At 62.6% G+C, this 19056-nt stretch carries 17 protein-coding genes, 1 tRNA gene and 1 pseudogene; 12 read left to right on the top strand and 7 right to left on the bottom strand.

The features are described from left to right. The first annotated feature begins 33 nt into the window (after positions 1-33). Together KXD97_RS00410 and KXD97_RS00405 are read left to right on the top strand one after the other, a co-directional pair. Positions 34-330 carry a hypothetical protein gene (locus KXD97_RS00410; protein WP_011856758.1) on the top strand — a complete coding sequence of 99 codons (297 nt, stop codon included), beginning with the start codon at positions 34-36 and terminating at the stop codon, positions 328-330. A gap of 2 nt (positions 331-332) precedes the next feature. Next, on the top strand, positions 333-851 hold the full coding sequence (locus tag KXD97_RS00405; protein ID WP_232100374.1) for a hypothetical protein: 519 nt from the start codon (positions 333-335) through the stop codon (positions 849-851). Between the two features lie 185 nt (positions 852-1036). On the opposite strand, the gene KXD97_RS00400 is transcribed toward KXD97_RS00405, so the two are convergent. Continuing rightward, positions 1037-1213, bottom strand: a complete 177-nt coding sequence (locus KXD97_RS00400) for a hypothetical protein (protein WP_185292653.1) — start codon at positions 1211-1213, stop codon at positions 1037-1039. Between the two features lie 1352 nt (positions 1214-2565). Further along, positions 2566-3439 (bottom strand): annotated as a pseudogene (locus KXD97_RS00395) (IS5 family transposase). A gap of 142 nt (positions 3440-3581) precedes the next feature. On the opposite strand from KXD97_RS00395, the gene KXD97_RS00390 reads away from it, so the two are divergent. Beyond that, positions 3582-4133: a hypothetical protein gene (locus KXD97_RS00390; RefSeq protein ID WP_260754979.1), complete on the top strand. Its 552-nt coding sequence runs from the start codon at positions 3582-3584 to the stop codon at positions 4131-4133. 893 nt (positions 4134-5026) lie between these two features. After that, complete coding sequence (locus KXD97_RS00385; protein WP_156448508.1) at positions 5027-5167, top strand: hypothetical protein; 141 nt, start codon at positions 5027-5029, stop codon at positions 5165-5167. 130 nt (positions 5168-5297) lie between these two features. On the opposite strand, the gene KXD97_RS00380 is transcribed toward KXD97_RS00385, so the two are convergent. Together KXD97_RS00380 and KXD97_RS00375 are read right to left on the bottom strand one after the other, a co-directional pair. Then, positions 5298-6821, bottom strand: a complete 1524-nt coding sequence (locus KXD97_RS00380) for an ATP-binding protein (RefSeq protein ID WP_232100372.1) — start codon at positions 6819-6821, stop codon at positions 5298-5300. 187 nt (positions 6822-7008) lie between these two features. Next, entirely contained in the window at positions 7009-7206 is a 198-nt protein-coding gene (locus tag KXD97_RS00375) for an AlpA family transcriptional regulator (protein WP_011856752.1), read from the bottom strand. A gap of 202 nt (positions 7207-7408) precedes the next feature. Between KXD97_RS00375 and KXD97_RS00370 the strand changes: the two genes are divergently transcribed. Both KXD97_RS00370 and KXD97_RS00365 read left to right on the top strand, forming a co-directional pair. Continuing rightward, on the top strand, positions 7409-8620 hold the full coding sequence (locus KXD97_RS00370) for a site-specific integrase (RefSeq protein ID WP_134055702.1): 1212 nt from the start codon (positions 7409-7411) through the stop codon (positions 8618-8620). A 20-nt stretch (positions 8621-8640) separates the two neighbouring features. Further along, positions 8641-8714: transfer RNA gene (locus tag KXD97_RS00365), tRNA-Leu, on the top strand. A 44-nt stretch (positions 8715-8758) separates the two neighbouring features. Here the strand turns inward: KXD97_RS00365 and KXD97_RS00360 are convergent. Continuing rightward, positions 8759-9985, bottom strand: a complete 1227-nt coding sequence (locus KXD97_RS00360; RefSeq protein WP_260754978.1) for a site-specific integrase — start codon at positions 9983-9985, stop codon at positions 8759-8761. After that, a complete protein-coding gene (locus KXD97_RS00355) occupies positions 9978-10553 on the bottom strand; it encodes a hypothetical protein (RefSeq protein WP_260754977.1) in 576 nt (191 codons plus the stop codon). The genes KXD97_RS00360 and KXD97_RS00355 overlap by 8 nt, the downstream gene beginning before the upstream one ends. 816 nt (positions 10554-11369) lie before the next feature. Here KXD97_RS00355 and KXD97_RS00350 point away from each other — a divergent pair. The 6 genes from KXD97_RS00350 (at position 11370) to istB (ending at position 18635) form a co-directional block, all read left to right on the top strand. Continuing rightward, entirely contained in the window at positions 11370-12626 is a 1257-nt protein-coding gene (locus KXD97_RS00350) for an AAA family ATPase (protein ID WP_260754976.1), read from the top strand. After that, positions 12623-12904 (top strand): hypothetical protein, encoded by a 282-nt coding sequence (locus KXD97_RS00345; protein ID WP_260754975.1) that lies wholly within the window; start codon positions 12623-12625, stop codon positions 12902-12904. Before KXD97_RS00350 ends, KXD97_RS00345 begins: the two co-directional genes overlap by 4 nt. A gap of 143 nt (positions 12905-13047) precedes the next feature. Then, positions 13048-14273 (top strand): IS3 family transposase gene (locus KXD97_RS00340; protein WP_260757937.1). Its coding sequence is split into 2 segments (ribosomal slippage): positions 13048-13279 and positions 13279-14273, totalling 1227 coding nucleotides; the frame shifts between segments, so codons are not numbered across the junction. 57 nt (positions 14274-14330) lie between these two features. After that, a complete protein-coding gene (locus KXD97_RS00335; RefSeq protein ID WP_260754974.1) occupies positions 14331-16127 on the top strand; it encodes a hypothetical protein in 1797 nt (598 codons plus the stop codon). A 181-nt stretch (positions 16128-16308) separates the two neighbouring features. Beyond that, entirely contained in the window at positions 16309-17838 is a 1530-nt protein-coding gene (gene istA, locus KXD97_RS00330) for an IS21 family transposase (RefSeq protein ID WP_260751889.1), read from the top strand. Continuing rightward, the gene (istB, locus tag KXD97_RS00325) at positions 17835-18635 is read left to right on the top strand and encodes an IS21-like element helper ATPase IstB (RefSeq protein WP_260751888.1); all 801 of its coding nucleotides are present in this window, start codon (positions 17835-17837) and stop codon (positions 18633-18635) included. The genes istA and istB overlap by 4 nt, the downstream gene beginning before the upstream one ends. Before the next feature lie 79 nt (positions 18636-18714). Here istB and KXD97_RS00320 read toward each other — a convergent pair whose 3' ends face one another. Further along, complete coding sequence (locus tag KXD97_RS00320; protein ID WP_073683274.1) at positions 18715-19053, bottom strand: DUF3024 domain-containing protein; 339 nt, start codon at positions 19051-19053, stop codon at positions 18715-18717. Between the last annotated feature and the right edge of the window lie 3 nt (positions 19054-19056).

Here is a 19056-nt window from a genome sequence, read left to right as displayed (position 1 = left end):
AAGTGTCTGTGCCAAGCGGTAGTTTATGAAGTCATGGAGCGTCTAGATCTGCAGCCGGCCACCGCGTGGGGCGGAATTGCGGCAGCTGGCGTGGCCGGTTCAGACGCCGCGTCTGTTGAACCGGCTGGTCCAATCGCTAGCGGCAGGCTGTCCATCATCGACGCCGCAGCCGGCCTCGCAGACTTCACTTCTATCGCTGCCCAGCAGGGTCACGCGGCGGGGCTTCTTCTGCGGGTTGAAGCATTGAGCACTGCAGCAGCCGCAGCAGTTAATTCCCTTGTTGTCGTTGATGAACTGAACGCGACACAGCTTCGATCCGTGGTGGAGTGACTGTGAGCAAGCTGGCGTTCTACCTCGCGGTCGTTAGCACCGTGGTTGCCATCATGTCACTCGCTGTGAGTCTCAATATCTTCCCACGTGGGCAGTCTGAAAACGCGATAAGGCCGTCGACCTCGTCCACGTCTGCTGCGGAGCCCTCAGAAAAGCACGACGCAGCAATTGAGGCGTGTGTTGGCCTGAGGAACTTCAAGAGCGGTGTTGGGATTGCGCGTGGCGCCTTCATCGATCGCGTCGACCGGGCCAATGACTGGGAGTCATCAGAAAGCCTGGGGGTGCAGGGCTACTACTTCAGCGCGGTGGGTGCGGAGTTGAACTATATGGCCACCCGGCTAGGTCCAGGCGCACCACGAGAAATTGTTGATGCCCTCGCTGATGTCCGGCGGTCGATCGTGGCTGTGGTCGACGCAGATTTGCGCCGTGAACCCGCCTCCATTTCCAACGACATGGTTGATCAGTACTCGAGTGCCCTGCGGGCCGCTGAAAGTGCCTGCGAAGCAACGGGGGTCGGCTAATGGCCGCTTCACCACCCGCTCGTAGCTATTCACGCTTCATCGTGGCGCCCGATGTATGGCCGGTCACCCGCGAGCAATCTGAAGGACGGGCTGCTGCTCAACGTCGTCTGGCGATGGCGACTGCGGCTGCAGCAGATGCTCACCGGGTCGCCTTGCATGGCTTGCAGGTTGTCGGGGTGGCGCATTCAAATGGTTTCGAAGCAATGCACGCTGCCTACAGGCGTATTCAGGTTCGGGCCGACGATAAGGCCGACGCGGATAAGGCTGCCGCTGATCTGATGCAGAGTGTTGCGGCGATCCAGATGAGTGCTGAGCTGATGATTGACACGATTGATGCTGAGGCACATCAACAACTGGTACACGTGCCGAGCAGAAGTCCCACTGCTATCAACATCATTACCAGTGCTGCCGCGCGGGCGCGAGGAATCGCAGTAGGGGCCGCCGATGAGATCCGCGCTTTAACTGTGCAATTCGTCCAGGGATTTACGCCTCTGCCGGAGGGACCGTCGAATGGCGATCCGTTTAGTACCGGCGATGACGATCGGTCGACCGATAAGCGATCCGACGAATCGCCTGAGCGTCCGCCCGAGGCAGCAGTGGAGACCGGTGATACGCAGCCTCGTCTTTCGGTGCCAGACCCGTCTGATGCCGAATCCAGGTCTGGTAACACTGCGCCGCGAGTCAGCACCGGGCCTACCCCTGGTCCTTCATCGCTGTCACCGCACCCCCCGGCGCAGAGCGCCAGTCCTGCGTCCGTAGCCGCGGTTGGTGACATCGGAAGCAGTGGGGTAGGCCTCGCCGGACCAGGACGTTCCTCTTCCATAGGCTCGTTGGCCGCGTTCGGAAGTTCGGCATCGCCGCTACCGGGATCGGGCACTGGAGGAATGTCGCAGTCGGGTTCGGTACGACCGGCAGTATCTGCATCGCCGTCTCCTGCTGTCGCGCTGCAAGGGGTCATGCCTGCAAGTGGTCCTGCGCCGCTGTCATCGGTCACCGGCGCTCAGACGACTAGCATTCCTGCTTTCGTAGCCACTGCGACACCGGCGCAGCCGGCGGCATCTCCGAGTGGAATCTGGCATCCGTCAATAGGGGCGACCACGGGTGCCGTGCCAGCGTCTATTGCCGGGCCGCAGGTAGTGTCGAGTACTAATCCCTATCCAGCCGTTTCAGCACCCTTGCTGCCCCCGGGGCCGCTGGGTCCGCCGCCTTCAGTTCCGGCCGCAATTCCACCGGCCGCCGGTGCTGTCCCATTGATTGGCGGCGCTCACACCTCAATGGCGCCTGCCGCCGCATCGGTCGCGACGGCAGCGTTGACAACTCCCGCCGCGACGCTGCCGTCCCGGGTAGCGGCCGCGGCGGCCCGGGACTTGGAACGGCGGCGCAACGAGTCGAGCGATCTACAGACGGTTAAACGGTTGGCGTGGGAACTGTTGTACGCCACCGAATCCTGCCGAACCTTCGCACTGTGGGCCGTCGGCCTGATGTATTCAGCGGCTGGCGATCGGCATGTTGTGGCGCTGACACATCACGGTGCGGGTTACGTCCCCGCGGGGATTGTGGTCCCGAAGGGCGTGCGGATGCTCTGGTCTGACCAAGCTATTGGAGAGGGCTTTCGTAGCCGATGGATCGGAAATCTCGATCCGGCTGCGACACTGATCGCCTTCGCAGAAGTCAAGGCCGCGGAGCCGGCTGGCTGGCGCTTAGGTAGTGTCTGTTAATTGCGGACGCGGTGATAGATGATGATCGCAGCTAGGGTGACGCCCCCGAGGTAGCTCAGCGCGTATTTGTCGTATCGGGTGGCGATACCTCGCCAGTGCTTGAAGCGGTTGAAGGATCGCTCGACGGTGTTGCGGTGCTTATAGATTTGCCCGGAGAACGCCGGTGGCCGTCCGCCTTTGCTTCCCCGGCTCTTTCGGCGGGCGATCTGGTCGCTGCGCTCGGGAATGGTGTGGGCGATTTTGAGCTGGCGCAGTCGGGCTCGGGTCGAGTCATGGGAGTACGCCTTATCGGCGAGTAGCCGAAACTTTGGGCCCTGATGGGCAGTCAGCAGTGGCCACAGCATCGGGTTGTCGCCGGCTTGCCCCGGCGACAGTGCCATGGTGACCGCGCTGCAGCGTTGATCGGCCAGCGCGTGGATCTTCGTTGTCAGCCCGCCGCGTGAACGGCCGATGGCATGGTCATCGGGCTCATCGGGGTGTTTGTTGTAATTCGACAGATCCCCCTGTGTGGCGACCAGGGCGGGCACCAGCGGCATGCTGATGTACACGCACGCTGGTCGAATCCACCGCCAGCAGCAGTTCGACCAGCTCAGCGTCAGCGTCATCGACATCGATGTCACGGGAGATCGCTGCGAAGATCTGCGCGTAGGTGCCGTCGGTGGACCACCGCAGGTGACGTTCAGCCACCGACTGCCAGGCGCCGAACTGCGCGGGCAGATCGCGCCACGGAGATCCAGTCCGGTAACGCCAGATAATTCCTTCCAGCGTCACCCGATGATCGTTCCACGGCCGCCCGCGCCGTCGACCCGAAGGCAGTACCGGCTCAATCACCGACCACAAGTCATCAGAAATCACATCAGTCCGTAACACTTAAACAGCATCAGGCACAACATCGTTCACATTAAGCAGACACGCCCTAGCCGCTGCAGCGACCACCTGGTCTGACGTAACAGCGCTCATGACTGCCGCGCAACGCTGGGGCACTGAATGGGCCACCTGCTCCGGTATGTCCATGCCCGCCTCAATCGGAAAACGGGACGCTATCGCCAACGCGAATACTCCGCACCGATTGGAGCGGGAGTACCCCGACCTTTTCGAGCGTGTAGCGCAACTTCGTGCCAGAGGGCTTACCCAGCGAGCCGCCAAACTGGTCACGGAAGCAATCGTTTCCGACGCGCGCCTTGCGATCGTCGCCGACGGTGGCCCCCGAATTCCGCCGAACTTCGACTCGGTATGGCCGGCTGCAGCAGACGGCAGAGTAGACGCTTCGGACCGCGCCCGTTTCGCCGAAGCGGTTCAGCAGCAATGGTTCAGCATCGGAATGGTGCAGCCGGGTTGGGAAGATGAACGCACTGACACCGTCTGTGCAGAGTACAGGGGGCAATGGCTTATTTGCCGGGCGCTTGAGGTGGTCCTGGGGTGGATAGCTGACGACAACTGCGGGGCAATGCAGGCGGACCTGCCGCTGGAAGACATGATCTACGCCGCAGCAAATGCCTACCTCGACAGTCGGGAAACCGGCTGGATCACTGCAATTTTCGACGCTGCAGGCGGTTCATCCTGACAATGGATTCGCTGCCGCAGGAGGTAGATGGTGAAGCTTGGCGCGCCGAGCTCGCGCGGCAGCATACGTATCTGGCGAACGTCGTCGATCAAGCATGTGCCTGGACGCGCGAGTTCCACGTTCAAACTGAGGTTGAGCTGTGCGGCAACTACACCTCACTAAAGAGTTATCCCCTGCTGGACTACGCGAACAGGCTGAGACAGCTCAGCTCAGCACTAAAAAGAGTGTGCGCAATTGCTTCGCTACAGCCTCCGCCGCCGACCTGGGACCGCACGACCCTGCATGCGCCCCCGGCTATAGCGGTGCCCGGGCGAGACCCAGATTGGCGACGGGCCGATTACTCGGAAGGCGGTCGGTACCTGCTGATGCTTCAGCCCACTTCGCCACACGGATACCCGGCTACCGCTCGTGAACAGTGGAGCGCTGCCCTTCGCCTTGCGAGCCCAAGCGTCATCGAACGCGAAATCGGTGTGCCGCAACTAGTTGCGTACGGTTGGATGGCTCGATCGGAGTTCGACAAAGCATATCGGGTGGTGCACAGAGCGTTTCTCGACAGTGCGGCCGCCACGTTTGGTCGTGCGTGGGCTACCGGATCTTCCGAGGATGGAACTCGTTCAATGACCGTGCTGGTGAGTTGGATGAAGGCACTGACCGACCATGGGTGCTCCTTGGGTGATTGTGATTCCGTGCTTCGTGACATCGAGGTCGTAGACCCGCAAGCTGTCGCGGATTGCAGAGCAGTCCAGGAAGTTTGGTGCCCTCCCACGCCCTGACCTGCTCCGCCAGTTGATACAAGGCCGAATGCGAGAGTGGCGCCTGCGGCAGTCTTTGGCCTCACGGTGCTTCACTGCTCTCGGGCATGTAACCGGTGACCTCATACCCTTGGACCAATCGTGAAGATCATTGCAATGCAGGACCTCCTAGAGAACTTCGACGAAGTGCTCTTGAGCGTCGAACGAGGGGATTCATTCGAAATCCGGGCGGAGGATGGTCACGCCATCGCCCTGCTGCTGCCGATTCAGGATGAGCTCTAGGACCAAGCCGTCCCACCGAGGCGAGCTGCCACACGTCGACGCTTCGCCGGTATTGACGCATCATCAGACCGGACGAAACGGTATGCGATCAACTATCTGGGCACCTGATTCCCTGCACCACAGCGCACGGTCACGACGCTGCCGCCGTGCGACCCTCGCCAGCCTTCGCGTCGGCATTCAAAACTTTCTGCTGACTCCGGTCGAAGTTCGCGTTCTCGCTGATCTGCGTAAGCGAGAGACGCGAGGGTTGCGAGGCTCGCTGAGCCACAACATCTTTGTACGGCGGATAGATTGTCCACAGCAGTACGTTCCTGCGGTTGCGCGCGCCATCATCTTCGATCACCCATCCGAGGTTGCGTAGAGCGGGTGCGTGCCTACGCAGCAGCCCAGAAACGTCGCGACCGTTCTTCGGCCAGTCCCTCGGTCGTTGCCAGTCGTCGTTGACCGGTGTGAGCAGCATCAGCAAATCACTGCCGGATTGACCAACAGCAGGTTCTAATGTCCGCGAGCGAAGCTGTTCGATAAACGGGTCGACGGACAAACTGTCCTCAGACAACTGATTGGCGCGCGACATGTACCGGCGTACGCCATTAGTCGACAAGATCTCGTCCACGGCCGCCAGCGTGCGACAGAAGTCCGCCATCCTGGGCGAGTCCTCAACTTTGATGGTATCCAACCGATGGTGAACGGAGGCAGCCAAGTCAAGTAGTCCGCCAAAAATACCTGGTAGAGCTGTTTCCCACCGCTGTCGCATCTCGGCCTCTGACTGTCGCATTCTGGGGTCGATGCGTCGCAGCTCGACGATCGCTAGCCGCTCTGCCAGATCGGGTCGGATGGCGCCGACGTCGATTCCGTTGATAATCACGCATCGACGAAACTTGATGACAGCCAGATCGGCATCGGTATATAGAGACCGTTTCACCATGGCGTCGCCTGTCGCAGCGCGGCATAAAGAGTCCGACAGCCACGGCGGGATGGCCGACAGGTTGTCCAGAGCAACGACCCACGATCCAGACGCGGCAACCGCCCATGAGTCCGCGTCCCGCGGCGCCTGACGAAAGGGGGCGGGCGAAGGATCGATGAGTTCGACCAAGCTCCGTGTCGATGTCGTTTTAGCGCTACCTTGCTCGCCAAACAGGGCTAGTACCGGATGCGGGACGTCGCACTGAACCAAAGCAGCTACTAGGAACGCGAGAAGAACTGGGCGGTCCTCAACGGCGACATTGACGAACTCCCAGAGCTTCGTCACATCCCCGCGGGAGCTTGGTGCCGGCATCGCCCCCGTCAGCTTCGTATTTCGGAGGAACCGCACCGGCGCAGTGGGAGCCATCGACCACCTTCCGTCGCAGACTTTGATTACTTGACCGTTTGGATCTCCGGTGTCGATGTAGATCGTCCCGTGGTGGTCGGCAACGCGTAGGTTCAACTTGTCGGGTGCCTGCGTGGCCGCCAGACCTTCCAAAATCAGTGTGGCGTCGGTAAGTGCTTGGCCCCCGGCGACCGCACCGGTCTCGGTGAAGTAGCGAGCGGCGAGATCTGCCCGTAGGCCAGCCCTCCCACCACGCAGGAGTATCGCGAGGTGGGGTCGACTGCGTTCGGCGCCAAAAGGTTCGCCGTCCTTTGAGACTCCGAGAACATAGCGTTCCCGGGCCATATCGACTAAGCGTGCCGCGACTGACTTCTTGTCCCCCTCCCCCCTGCCGTTCAAAGGGTTTCCTGCCCGTGGTGCTGTCGCTTATGGGCATGCTGCGCTATTCTCATGAGGAACTTCCGTGTGGCGTGATCGGGTGGTTCGAACGAAGGCCTCGGCTAGTCCCCGAGGTCTTTTTCGTGCGCAGGCACTAAGCGGCGTCGCCGCCTCCGCGGCGGGTTGCGCTCTCTCGCTCCGATATCCAGCGCAATACCTCGGCCCTCCGATAAACGACTCGGCGTCCCAAGGTGAAACTCGCCGGGCCAATATTCGAATGCCGCCAGTACCTCAGCGTCCCCATCGGAACTCCAGTGATGTCCGAAACTTCCTTCGCTCCTAGCAAATCCATCAAATTACTCCTCAGCTATGGTCGGTTCGCCTGAGCCAACAGTGACTGGTGACTTGACGGTCTGTCCACGACCACAGCCACATTCGCTTGAAGAAAAGCCTTTCAATGACTCGGGGGTCGTGACGTCTTCGGCGGGCTCATGGTCCGGCCTCCGGACAACGAAGCGGATGAGGGGAGCGGAGTACTGCGGTACTTTCAGCGTATGACGACTCGAAACGAGCGAGCGGGAATTGACGACCGCTGGCACAAACGAGTCAAGGCGCCGGACGGCGCGATGCGCACTGAGCGGTCTGCGGTATATGGCAAGGTGTCGCGATGGCGTGTCAGGTGGGTTGACGCCAGTGGAGCCGAGCGCACCAAGAGTTTCCAGCGTAAGCCGGATGCGCAGGCCTACCTAAATGGGCTGACCGCCGATGTGCAGCGCGGCGAGTATGTCGATCCGCGGAAGAGTGCGGAGACTTTCGGATCGGTGGCCGAGCAGTGGTTCGCCACCAAACAGCACCGCAAGCCGAAAACCGTTGCCGGATATCGCTCGTTGCTCGACACTGTGGTGCTGCCGAAGTGGGAAAGTGTTCAGCTGAAAAGAATTAATTACGAATCATATTCAACGTGGCTAGGGGCGCTGTCAGTCGACGGCGGGCAACGCGGAACCGGCCTGTCGGCAAGTCGGATCACCCAAGCTCATCAGCTGGTAGGCGCTGTCCTGAAGTACGCCCAACGGACTGGCAAGGTGGCGAAGAACGTCGCGTTCGAGATCAAGCGGGACGAAGATCTTCCCGAGCAAGGCGAGCGTGAGCGGCGCTATCTGACCCATGCCGAGCTGCTAATGCTGGCGAAGGCTGCTGATCGGTTCGAGACGCTGACGCTCGTTCTCGGGTACTGCGGACTGAGGTTCGGCGAAGCCGTTGCGTTGCGCCGCCGGCATGTGGGGGATCGGATGCTGACGGTGCGCTCGTCCGCAACAGCCGTCACCGGTAAGGGCATCGTGGAGTCAACGACTAAGACGAAGCGGGATCGTCACGTGCCTGTGCCCGAACCGGTTTGGAAAAAGCTAAAGGCCGAGCTGCCCGCCGACCCCAACGCGCTGGTCTTTCCCAGCCGAAAGGGCGGGTTCCTTCCACTTGGCGAATACCGCTGGGCGTTCGACAACGCGTGTGCTGATATCGGCATCGACGGGCTGGTACCGCACGGGCTGAGACACACCACGGCGTCACTGGCGATCAGTGCAGGCGCTAACGTCAAGGTCGTGCAGAGACTGCTTGGGCACGCGACCGCCGCGATGACGCTCGACCGCTACGGCCATCTTCTCAATGACGATTTGAGCGGTGTGGCGGACGCCCTGGGGAAGGCTATCGACAGCACTGCGGTATTACTGCGGTATTCAGAGCATCGTGACGAGGCGGAAAGGGCCTAAATTAGGCTCTGAACTGCAACGCCCCCATAGCCCAATTGGCAGAGGCAGCGGACTTAAAATCCGCCAAGTGTCGGTTCGAGTCCGACTGGGGGCACCGGAAACATGCTGGTAAGGGCGTTGCGCCGTTTTTTGGAGGCCCTATGGACCGGCTTCGGTGTCACGAGTTGTCACAACCCGGCTGAAACTCGCTCCAGCCGCCTGCAACGCTTCATCCTGGCTGTGTGCGTACACCGACAGGGTGAAGGCGGCGGAGGCGTGCCCAAGCCACGCGGCGATAACTGCGATGGGCACGCCCCGCAGGTGCATGAGGGTGGCGCAAGAATGGCGAGCGTCGTGGAGTCTGACGCGGTCGATTTTCAGCTCATCGAGCATCTTGCCCCACCGGAACGTCAGCAGGTTCGGGTGATACGGCTTCCCCGTCTCGTCAACGGACACGTACTCGTTCACCGAGTACCCTTCCCCGAACCGCAGCCGTTCCTCCGACTGACGCTTGCGCGCAGCCTTGAGCACGTCGACAACCTCCGGCGGCATCGGCAATGAGCGCCGACTCTGAACTGACTTCGGCGTCCCCGATTCAATCGTTCTGCCGACGACAACGCGATTCTCTTCAACTCGCACGTGATACGCGGGGAGTGCGCTCTTGCCCGATCCTTTCGGCTTATCGGTGAGATTGACGCTTGACCACTTGAGGCCGGCTATTTCACCTCTTCTGAGCCCGTAAAGCGCGAGCGTCCAGAGGTGCCGGTCTCGGCAATCGTGGTCCAGAATCTGAAACACTTCGGCTTCGGTGAGGGTGCGGTATTGCTGAGCGTCCCCAGCCACACGGTCGACGAGACTGGCGACGTTGCGCACCACGTTTCCTTGCGAAACCTGGTCAGCGAGCACCGCGGAGCAGAGATACAGCATGTAATTGCACGAGCGAGCCGACCACGCGCGGCGACCTCTGACATCACCTTTGCGAAGTCGGCCCACTAAGCCGTCGAGGTCGGCCTTTGACAACTTCTGCACCGGAACCGTGCCTAGTTCGTCGCGCAACGGCTGCAGTGATACCCGATGCCCGCGCAGCGTGGACGGCTTGAGGGCATGCTTCGACAACAACCATGCTTCACACGCCTGATCAACGGTGAGCTTGCTCGGGTGCACATACTCACCTGAAGTCACGCCGCCCTGCACCTTCGCCAGCTCGGTCCGGGCATCCTTTTCAGATGTGAACCTACGACGAATCTGACGGCGCTTACCCGTCTCAGGGTCCACCCCTGCATCAACCGTGACTTGATAGCGCACAACAGCTTTGCCGCTCGTGCGGTCACGCACCGACATCTTCTTGATCTGTGGCGGCAATTGTTGCCGCGCGCCGTTACTCATCAAGGAAGCCTTTCTCCATCGCGCGCTTCTTAAGGCGCATCGCCGTTGCTTTCGAGCAAAAAAACACCGTCATCAGCGCTTGCGTTCTCGTGCCTGGCTCAGCATTTCGCCAAGTGTCCGCGACCTGCTGGAGGTCGACATCTTCCGGCCGTCTACGGGTCCTCGGCTTACCCTTCACCACCGCCCGCGCGGCCTCAAGGTTGGCTGCGTTGAAATCCCTATCCCCGGGCGCAAACCTCCAACCGCGGTGGCCTGGCTTGCGGGATGGGATTGCTTCGTGCGCTACCGCTCCGACTGCACTCACTATGACCTTGTCTATATGCGCCAACGCCAAATCCCTTGTACGGACAGAGATTTCCTCTTTGGCTTCAATATGGACGCCGAGGCATACCGGAATCTTGTTACGAACTCCGAAATCAAACCGATAGGAGGGCTGCTCAGGCCCCCCGGGGTGTACGTAGGAGAACCGGTCGGGGACGCCCCTGCCATTACCGATATCGCGCGTCGGAGCTGACGTGTCGAACTCAACAACGCCACCGTCCTCCAGTGGGACTTTCCATTGACTCAAACGTCTCACCTTTCAGTGCCTACAACATGAGACCCCACCCGGGTAGTAATGAGACCTCATAAGCTGCATTCTGTCAATAGTTCCCGGAACACCGGAGGACGTTGGCAACTGAAAAGAAACGCGAGGTGCCGGATGGCCCGGTTACTAGTTCCCATCCCCGAAGCGCAGAAAGCGCTCGGTGACGTAGGCCGAACCACCCTTTGGCGGTTAGTCCAGGCCGAGGAACTGAAGCAAGTCCACATTGGCCGAAGGTCGTTCATCACTGCAGAGAGCCTGCAGTCCTACGTAGACCGGCTCAGTGAGACAGCTGCGGTCGGAGGCAGCGCAGCCTGATGCCTCTCACACGAAAAAGGCCGGCGGGCAACCGGCCTTCTCCTGGCAACATCACCACCACCACAGCGGATGCTGCACAGTCTACCGCCAGATGCACTCGCTGCCAGCGTCCTCTTAGCGCAGAGCGTTCAATGTCGCGTGGCTGTGGGTGGCGCTGCGCCGCTTACCTCCGTTGCGAACGGGGGGCCGCGGCATGATCGACAGCTCGTGTAACACGGCCCTCCGCCGACGCCGCGCCGCCGCTTCGGCAATGCGGAAACTGGTGTGTGGATGCCGCGACCCGTGGACCTGTAAGCACCACGACGAAGTAGATGTTGAGCCAACAGCGCTGCAAGTAGACGCCTACCGGGATACATGCATCCTGCTGCTTAGCGCTGGCCTCACTCCCGCACCTCGGCTTCCTGAGATGAGAGCACTGTGGCGCCGCAAGGGCAGAGACCGTGCACTGGTCCAGGAGATCTCATCGCGGTGGGAGGTGGCCGCGTGACCGATGACTTCGATCCGCTGTCAAGAATGGTTGACGGGCACTGGCTGGATCGCCAAGATTTTCCGCCGCTGGAATGGTCTGTAGAAGGCATAGTGCCAGAAGGGCTCATCCTCTTGGTTGCCCCACCAAAGGCCGGGAAGTCATGGCTCGTCGCAGGACTCGGCCTCGCATGCCAATCCGGCGGTGTCGCATTGGGCAGAATCCGCGTAGGCCGTCGCCCTGTGCTGTATCTGGCACTGGAGGACGGGTACAGGCGACTCCAAAGTCGGTTCCGGCGCCTTCTAGGTGAAAGCAACCCGATCCCGGCCATCTCTCTGGTCACCTCCGCTAAAGCGCTGGAAGTAGTCCCGATGATGACCGCGTTCCTGGAGCGGCACCAAGGACAGAAGCCGCTGATCATTTTGGACACGCTGGGGAAAGTTCGCCCTCCGCGACCAGCAGGGGCAGACGCCTATTCCGTTGACTATGCGATTGGCTCGCAACTCAAAGCGGTCATCGACAGCAGCCCCGGCGCTTCGATGCTGCTCGTCCACCACAGCCGAAAGGCGGAGTCACCTGACTTCGTTGACAGTGTCAGCGGCACACAGGGAATCGCAGGGTCAGTCGATGCAGTGCTCGTTCTCAACCGGAAGCGTCACTCCGACGAAGCCATCCTCAGCATTACGGGGCGTGATGTCGAAGAGCGTGAGCTCGCCCTCAAAGCCGAAGGGGGAGTGGATTGGCGTCTGGACGGATCGGACCTCTCGTCTGCCGCTCGAACCGCCCAGAGTCGGCGGGAGTCAGCGAGTCTCGGAGAGCGAACTCTCGAGGTGCTGTCCCTGGTCGACCTCACCGGCAAGATCACCCCACACGAGGTGGCCGAGAAGCTCGGGATCGAGAACAAGGCGGCGGGGCAGTATCTCGCGCGCCTGGCGAAAGAGGGGCGGATCGAGAAGGGCACCCGCGGGGTCTACCACTCGATAATCACTGAAGAAAGCGAAGAAACCGAAGAAAACGCTGGTCAGGTAGTAAGTCTGTTTCCTCACGCGTCGGCACTGGGTGAAGAAACGACCCCAGGTGAAGAAACAGAAACCGACCCTCACCAGTCAATTCCTCACATTCCTCGCTTTCATCACTCTTTCAAGCTCTGTGGATGCGGAGCTGATCTGAAGCCAGAGAACACCACGGGACTCTGCGCGGAATGCAGCTTCATTGCCCGACAATCCGCCATCAGTTCCCAGCTGAACAACCTGGAGAACGGACACGGATCATGACCACCGAACCCGAACTGCCCATCCTCGACGCGCCGCGAGACCGAGTAGGTGACCGCACCGTTCTTCACGACGCGGGACACATCCACCCGTTCCTTGACGAGACCGAATCCTGTTTCGCGCTACCGGTCCGTGTCACGCACAACCCGGTCACCGGGATCGTCTTGGAACTCGGCCCCTACTCGCTGGCCCGCGAATCCCTCGAACAACTCAGAGAAGCCGTCAACATCGCCGACTACTGCATCAACCACCCACCCACGCGCAGAACGGAAAACCAATGAAAGACGAATCCCTCGAAACCGTCGCAGCCATGGACTGATCCGCCCCGGCGTGTCCGGAGAGTTCTTCTGTTGGGAAGGATGGGCACGTGGGAACGAAGTCATCGAAGCGGTATCCAGACGAGCTGAAGGCGCGAGCGGTGCAGATGGTGGCCGATCTGCGCAGCGACACGGTCTCGGAGTGGGAGGCGATGGGCCGGGTTGCTGATCTGCTGGGCGTCGGTACCGCCGAGACGGTGCGCAAATGGGTCCGCCAGGCCGAGATCGACGCCGGAGATCGGGCTGGGCAGACCAGCGAGGAATCCGAGGTCCTGCGCAAGCTGCGCCGGGAGAACGCCGAACTCAAGCGGGCCAACGCGATTTTGAAGGCGGCGTCGGTTTTCTTCGCTGCCGAGCTCGACCGGCCGTCTCAGTAGTCGTGGAGTTCATCAGCGCCCACCAGCACATGCGTGTGGGCGCTGATGGTCTCAAGTGGGGTGTCGAGTCGATGTGCGCCGTGCTCTCGGAGTTCGGCGTCGTGATCGCCCCGTCGACGTATTACGCCCACCGCGCCCGCCGTGGCCCCTCGAAGGCGGACTGGACTGATGCGCAGGTGATCGACGCCATCTGGCGGCTGCGCCGATCCAACAAGCTGTTCGCGGTTCTGGGTGCCCGTAAGACGTGGATTGTGTTGCGTACCAACGGACTCGATGTCTCACGGTGTGTTGTGGAGCGGGTCATGCGGGAGATGGGTTGGCGGGGTGCGTGCAAGCGCCGCCGGGTGCGCACCACCATTGCTGATCCGGCAGCAACGCGAGCTCCGGATCGGGTCGCGCGGCATTTCGTCGCCGGCGCGCCGGACCGTTTGTGGGTGGCCGATTTCACGTACTGCCGGACCCGTGCCGGCTGGGCCTACACAGCGTTCGTGACCGACGTCTACGCCCGCAAGATCGTAGGCTGGAAGGTGGCCACCGAGATGACCCAGAAGCTGGTGACCGATGCGATCAACCACGCCATAGATACCAGGAAGCGTTCTGGTGCAACATTTTTGGATGATCTGATCCATCACAGCGATGCGGGCTCTCAATATACGGCGGTAGCGTTCACTGAACACTTGGCCGCTGAAGGGATCCTGCCCTCAGTCGGATCGGTGGGCGATAGCTTCGACAACGCCTTGGCCGAATCGGTGAACAGCAGCTACAAGACCGAACTCATCGACCACCAGCCGCCGTATCCCGGTGCCGCCGACCTCTCGCTGGCAACCGCCGAATGGGTGGCTTTCTACAACCGGCAGCGACCGAATGGCTACTGCCAGGACCTGACTCCGGACCGGGCCGAAGCCCTCTATTACCATCGCCAACGGCACCCTCATACCGAGGAGGCACTCAGATAAGAGAACCTCCCGACATGCCGGGGTGGATCAGGCGCTATCGCCACCCTGGGCGGGGCTTTGGACGGCCTCGGCGGCAAGCTCGGTAACCCTGGAGGCAAGGGCGGCAAGGGCGGCTCGGGAATCCTCGGGAAACTCGCCCTGCTCACATCAATCGGCCTGCCGACCCTGGCCGGCAACGAGATCGCGAACGCAATCGAGGGAGAGGACCGCCCTTGGTGGTGGGCGATCGAACGCGGATTCACCGCTCCCGGAAGAATCGCCGACCACATCTTCGGCAATGAGCGCGGCGATACCTCGCCGATCGGAACGAACGCTGCTACAGGGACACCCGGGTTGGACGCACTCGGTGCCGACTTCCTCACCGGCACCACTGCCGCAAGTAAGGGTCCCGAGAACGGCTTGCAGGTCAACACCATCGCGGTGAAGCGGGCTATCGAGTCCAGATTCCCGAATGTGCCCTCCATTGGCGGCTACCGGAAGGACCCGCTGAAGTGGCATCCCAACGGCCTCGCCCTGGATGTGATGATCCCCGGTGGTAGTACCCGGGGCGGCCGGAACCCGGAAGGTAAGAGGTACGGGGATCAGATCTGGGCGTGGCTGCAAGCTAACGGACCCGCGATGGGTGTTGATCTGAGCGCGAGCTTGTGGCAGACCGATCAGGGCGGCGACCACTACGACCACATCCACGTTGCCACCACAGGTGGTGGATATCCCAGCGGAGCAGTTGGCGCTTCCGGTGCGGCAACACCGCCCCCGACGCCCGCTCGGGGGCCGCTTGTCGGTGGTGCGGGTGCGAACCAGAAGCCGCAGTACGGTCCGCCTGCCACACCGCCTCCTGCTCCTCCGCGGAGTGCCCCGCCCGTTGGCCCACTGGAGGAGTTGCTGGGCAAGGTCCCGAAGTATGACACGGGCGGACCGTGGCCTCCCGGCACGCTGGGGATGAACACCTCCGGCAAGCCGGAGTTCGTGCTCAACCCCCAGGACATCGAGTACCTGAAATCGCAGGGGATCGACCCGAACTCGCTGCAGCACGGCTCCGCTGGTGGCGCCCTGCCCGGCCCGAAAGCACTGCCCGGCCTCCAGCGCACCGAGGGCTACATTCCCGCCGCTGCGGGTAACACGGACCCGGTTGGGCAGGGCGGGTTGTCGAACTTCCTTGATCTGGGGGAGTCGTTCTTCCACAACCTGATCGACAGCGGAGCCCAGTTGGGGTCGATGGCCGTGTCCGCGGCTGCCGCGGCGGGTTCGTTCGGCGCTGGTGCCGCTGCCGGCCCTGCAGCGTCTGCGGGTATTCAGATGGCCGCTGAGGCTGGGAAGCGCGGCGTGTCCTACCTGTATGACCTGGGCGGGATTTGGGGTGAAGCCCTTGTGGAGCAGGTGTTCCCGTTCGGTGCTCCCCGCTGGTTGGGTTCTGCGAATCCGATGGCGTTCATGCCGCAAGGCATCCCCGGGCAGGAGAAGAAAGCGCCGGGAACTATGGGGGCGGCGAAGACCGCTATCCAGTCGTGGGCGCAGCCCGGGAACCCGGCGATGGCGAACATGGGCACTGGATCGCAGGGCGCGCAGGCGGCGCTGGGAGCTGTGAGGCAGCAGCCGTCCTATGGTCAGACTCCCGCGAAAGTTCCGGCCACAACGCAGCCGCAGCAGGCAACCCCGCAGTTCAATCCGATGGACCCATCCACCTGGCTCCCACACAGCGGTGTCTTCGACAACGGCGGTGTCTTACAGCCGAACTCGATCGCCATGAACCTCTCGAAAACACCCGAGTATGTCTTCACCCAGCAGCAGTTGGCAATGTCAACTTGTAGTGGCCCCACTGTGACGGCCAGTTTCGGCCCCACTTCGCGGTGCTGAGTGTGGTCACCTGACTTGGCCCCACTTTGGTCGGTGTTCGTCACCAATTTTGGCCCCGGTGGGTGGGTGAGCGTTTCCGGCCGGGTGGGGCGGTGTGTCGTCACGAATTTTGGCCCCACCCTCGTTCAGATCTTTCCTGTCGCACCGTCGTCCCTGGCGGTCGTCAGGGAGGTCGGTCAGGATGCGGTCACGCGTGGAGCTGTTCGAGAAGATCAGGAAGGACCGGCGGCGCGAGGGCTTGTCGATCCGTGAGTTAGCAGATCGCCATGGCACCCATCGGCGGACGGTGCGCCAGGCACTCGCTGATGCGGTGCCCCCGCCGCGCAAGGCCTATCCGGCGCGGCCCCGGCCGGCGATCGATGAGTGGGTGTCGGTGATCGACGCCTGGCTGATCGCCGACAAGCAGGCTCCGCGCAAGCAACGCCACACCGCTCGGCGGATCTGGCAGCGTCTGGTCGCCGAGCATGGGGCTACGTGTGCGGAGGTGACGGTGTCGCGGTATGTCGCGCGTCGGCGGGTCGAGTTGGGCCTGGACCAGCAGGAGGTGTCGGTCCCGCAGGCCCATGAGGCCGGTGCCGAGGCGGAGGTCGATTTCGGTGAGTTCTACGCCACGATCGCCGGTCTGGTGGTGAAGTGCTGGATGTTCGTGATGCGACTGTCCCACTCGGGCAAAGCATTTCACGTCGCGTTCGCCACCCAGGCCCAGGAGGCGTTCCTGGAGGGCCACGTCCTGGCGTTCGAGTACTTCGGTGGGGTGCCGGCCCGGATCCGGTATGACAACCTCAAACCGGCGGTGATCCGGGTCCTCAAAGGTCGCGACCGTACCGAGTCTGAACGGTTCACCGCGCTGCGCAGTCACTACGGGTTCGACTCGTTCTTCTGCCGCCCAGGCGTCGAGGGAGCGCATGAGAAGGGCGGTGTGGAAGGTGAGATCGGCCGGTTCCGGCGACGCCACCTCGTCCCGGTCCCCACGGTCGCCTCCCTGGCCGAGCTCAACGAGGTGATCGCCGCTGCCGACGTCCTCGACGACGACCGGGTGATTACCGGGCGCCCGATCACTGTCGGGGCGGCGTTCGCCGCCGAGGCCGCTGCGTTGATGGGGCTGCCGGCTGAGGGGTTCGACTGCGCGAGGCTGCTGCACGCGCGGGTTGATAATCGGGCCAGAGTGTCTGTGCGGCAATGCTTCTACTCCGTGCCGGCCCGCTACGCCGGGCGGCGTCTACCGGTGCGTCTGGCCGCCCGCAGCGTCGAGATCTATGACGGTCCCCGGTTGGTGGCCCGCCACGAACGTGCCGCCGGACGCTACGTCGAAGTCCTCGCCCTGGACCACTACCTGGAGGTCCTGGCCACCAAACCTGGGGCGCTGCCCGGGGCGACCGCCCTGGCCCAGGCCAAGGCCCGCGGCGTGTTCACCACCAGCCATCAGCGGTACTGGGATGCCGCCCGCACCGCCCGCGGCGACGCCAAGGGCACCCGCGCTCTGATCACCGTGCTGCTGGCGCACCGCAGCCTGCCGACGGCCGCGCTGATCACCGCGATGGACCGCGCGGTCACCTCCGGATGCCTGGATCCCGAGGCGGTGATCATCGAAGCCCGCCGCGACACCACCCCGCAGGCGCCGATCGCTGCGATCGGTGCCCTGGCCCGCTACGACCGGCCCGCACCCTCGCTGACCGACTACGACGACCTGCTGACCGGAAGTGACTCATGACCACCACCGCCACCACCAAGCCGGCGACCGCTGATGCCGCCGCGCAAGCCTCCATCGGCGCCGCGGCACGCGAACTGCACCTGCCCACGGTGCGCACCGAAGCCGCCCGCCTGGCCGAGATCGCCGACCGGGAACGCCACACCCATCTGCGCTACCTCGCCGAGGTGCTGGCCGCCGAAGTCGACGACCGCACTGAACGGCGCCGCGCCCGGCGCATCAACGACGCCAAGTTCCCGCGGCTGAAACGGTTGGCGGAGTTCAACATTGACGCCGTACCCGGCATCACCCCGGCGCTGCTGGGGCAGCTGGCCGCCGGGCATTACATGGATGCCGGCGAGCCGGTTGTGCTGCTCGGGGACTCCGGAACCGGCAAATCGCATCTGCTCATCGGGCTGGGGCTGGCGGCCTGCGAGCAGGGCCGTCGAGTCCGATACGTCACCACCGCGCAACTGGTCAACGAACTCGTCGAAGCCGCCGACGAGCGCATCCTGTCCCGGGTCGTTGCCCGCTACGGACGCCTGGATCTGCTCTGTCTCGATGAACTCGGATACGTCCAAATCGACCCTCGCGGAGCAGAACTGCTGTTCCAGATCATCACCGAACGCGAAGAACGCGCGTCCGTGGCGATTGCCACCAACCTGCCGTTCAGCGAGTGGGGCACCGTCTTCCCCGACCCCCGCCTCGTTGCTGCCATCGTCGACCGCGTCACCTTCAACGCCCACATCCTCGAAACCGGCACCAAGTCCTACCGACTACGCACCAGCAAAACCGCCACCCGAGCCAAACGCGCCGACTGACCCAAGCTGGGGCCAAAATTCATGACGACGGTGGGGCCAAATCACTTGACGAAACGCACGGTGCGTTGGGGGTTGGCGTTTAGCCCCAGAAGATGCCTGAGGGGTTGTGGTCGATTTCGGTGAGCACATCGTGGATGTGCGGTGTGGGGTCGATCATGTCGTAGCGGTGAAATTTGAGGTGTCGGTCTCGCCAGTACAGGGTCCAGGTGTTGGTGGTGGCGGTGTAGCGCAGTCGTGCGATCGGGAAACTGGTCCAGTCCGGACCGTAGTCTGCGCGCCACGGCGCTCGTCGTTCGACGATGGTCAGGTGCCGGGCAGCGACGTCGCATTCGACGCGGACTTGGTGACGCGCATGTTCGGGCACTCTGGCCGCGCACCACTGTTGCACGCGTGCGACATCGAGTTCGGGTAGGGCCATCGG

This window comes from Mycobacterium sp. SMC-8 (assembly GCF_025263565.1).
Taxonomy (GTDB): domain Bacteria; phylum Actinomycetota; class Actinomycetes; order Mycobacteriales; family Mycobacteriaceae; genus Mycobacterium.
This window is presented reverse-complemented; position numbering and strand designations above follow the sequence as displayed.

Coding starts and splice junctions, on each gene's coding strand:
- KXD97_RS00410 (WP_011856758.1), top strand. CDS start 34: ATGGAGCGTCTAGATCTGCAGCCGGCCACCGCGTGGGGCGGAATTGCG.
- KXD97_RS00390 (WP_260754979.1), top strand. CDS start 3,582: ATGCCCGCCTCAATCGGAAAACGGGACGCTATCGCCAACGCGAATACT.
- KXD97_RS00380 (WP_232100372.1), bottom strand. CDS start 6,821: ATGGCCCGGGAACGCTATGTTCTCGGAGTCTCAAAGGACGGCGAACCT.
- KXD97_RS00375 (WP_011856752.1), bottom strand. CDS start 7,206: ATGGATTTGCTAGGAGCGAAGGAAGTTTCGGACATCACTGGAGTTCCG.
- KXD97_RS00370 (WP_134055702.1), top strand. CDS start 7,409: ATGACGACTCGAAACGAGCGAGCGGGAATTGACGACCGCTGGCACAAA.
- KXD97_RS00360 (WP_260754978.1), bottom strand. CDS start 9,985: ATGAGTAACGGCGCGCGGCAACAATTGCCGCCACAGATCAAGAAGATG.
- KXD97_RS00345 (WP_260754975.1), top strand. CDS start 12,623: ATGACCACCGAACCCGAACTGCCCATCCTCGACGCGCCGCGAGACCGA.
- istA (WP_260751889.1), top strand. CDS start 16,309: ATGCGGTCACGCGTGGAGCTGTTCGAGAAGATCAGGAAGGACCGGCGG.
- istB (WP_260751888.1), top strand. CDS start 17,835: ATGACCACCACCGCCACCACCAAGCCGGCGACCGCTGATGCCGCCGCG.
- KXD97_RS00320 (WP_073683274.1), bottom strand. CDS start 19,053: ATGGCCCTACCCGAACTCGATGTCGCACGCGTGCAACAGTGGTGCGCG.